Below are 689 nucleotides of genomic sequence, written 5' to 3' on the forward strand. Positions count from 1 at the left end.
GGTAGTACGGTTCGCGTCAGCCGAACTGCTACGCCGTACATGGTTCACCCTCCCGTTGTGCGATATTCTCTGAAGCGTTCAGGTCCGCGTGGCGTCCTCGACCGCACTCCGAACACGAAAAGTGGTCGCCATCACGGGTTCCCATCGAACCACACGCTGAACACCGCTGGCTGGTATGGTACGCATCGACCTGCTCAACACGAATCCCAGCTCGCTCGGCTTTGTACGTGATGAACTGTTGGAGTTGGTGGAAAAACCACGAGTGAACGCCTGACCACGAGCTGTCCTCGCGGATACCTTCGAGGTCTTCCATCCGGATGACGGGATTCTCGAACTGTTGCGCGAACGTGATGAGGCGACGAGAGAGTTTGTGATTCAGGTCTTTGATTCGACGCTGTTCTTTGTCACCTACACGGTTACGTGCGCGAAGCGCACCCGCTTCCGAGAGCGAATCGCGTAGGGAACGGTATTTGCGTCGAACGTACTTCGTCTCACCACCAGACACCAGCATTGATTCGTCCTCACCGTAGGCGGTCACAGCGAGGATATGCCGTTCACCAATATCGACACCGATAGGCGTCTCACCCGACGTGTCGGTGTCGTATTCCACGTTGAACGTACAGTACCAGTCGTCGCCGCGACGGTAGATCTGTAGGCGGGGCTTGTCAGCGTCACCCTCCACCAGTCGG

1 protein-coding gene is annotated in these 689 nt (G+C 57.2%); it reads right to left on the reverse strand.

What is annotated here, in order from left to right:
- Positions 1 to 28: 28 nt before the first annotated feature.
- Positions 29 to 689, reverse strand: a 661-nt coding sequence (locus EXE45_RS17300) for an RNA-guided endonuclease TnpB family protein (RefSeq protein WP_137695059.1), incomplete at its 5' end; no start/stop codon positions are given.

The organism is Halorubrum sp. SP9 (assembly GCF_005435015.1).
Lineage (GTDB): Archaea > Halobacteriota > Halobacteria > Halobacteriales > Haloferacaceae > Halorubrum > Halorubrum sodomense.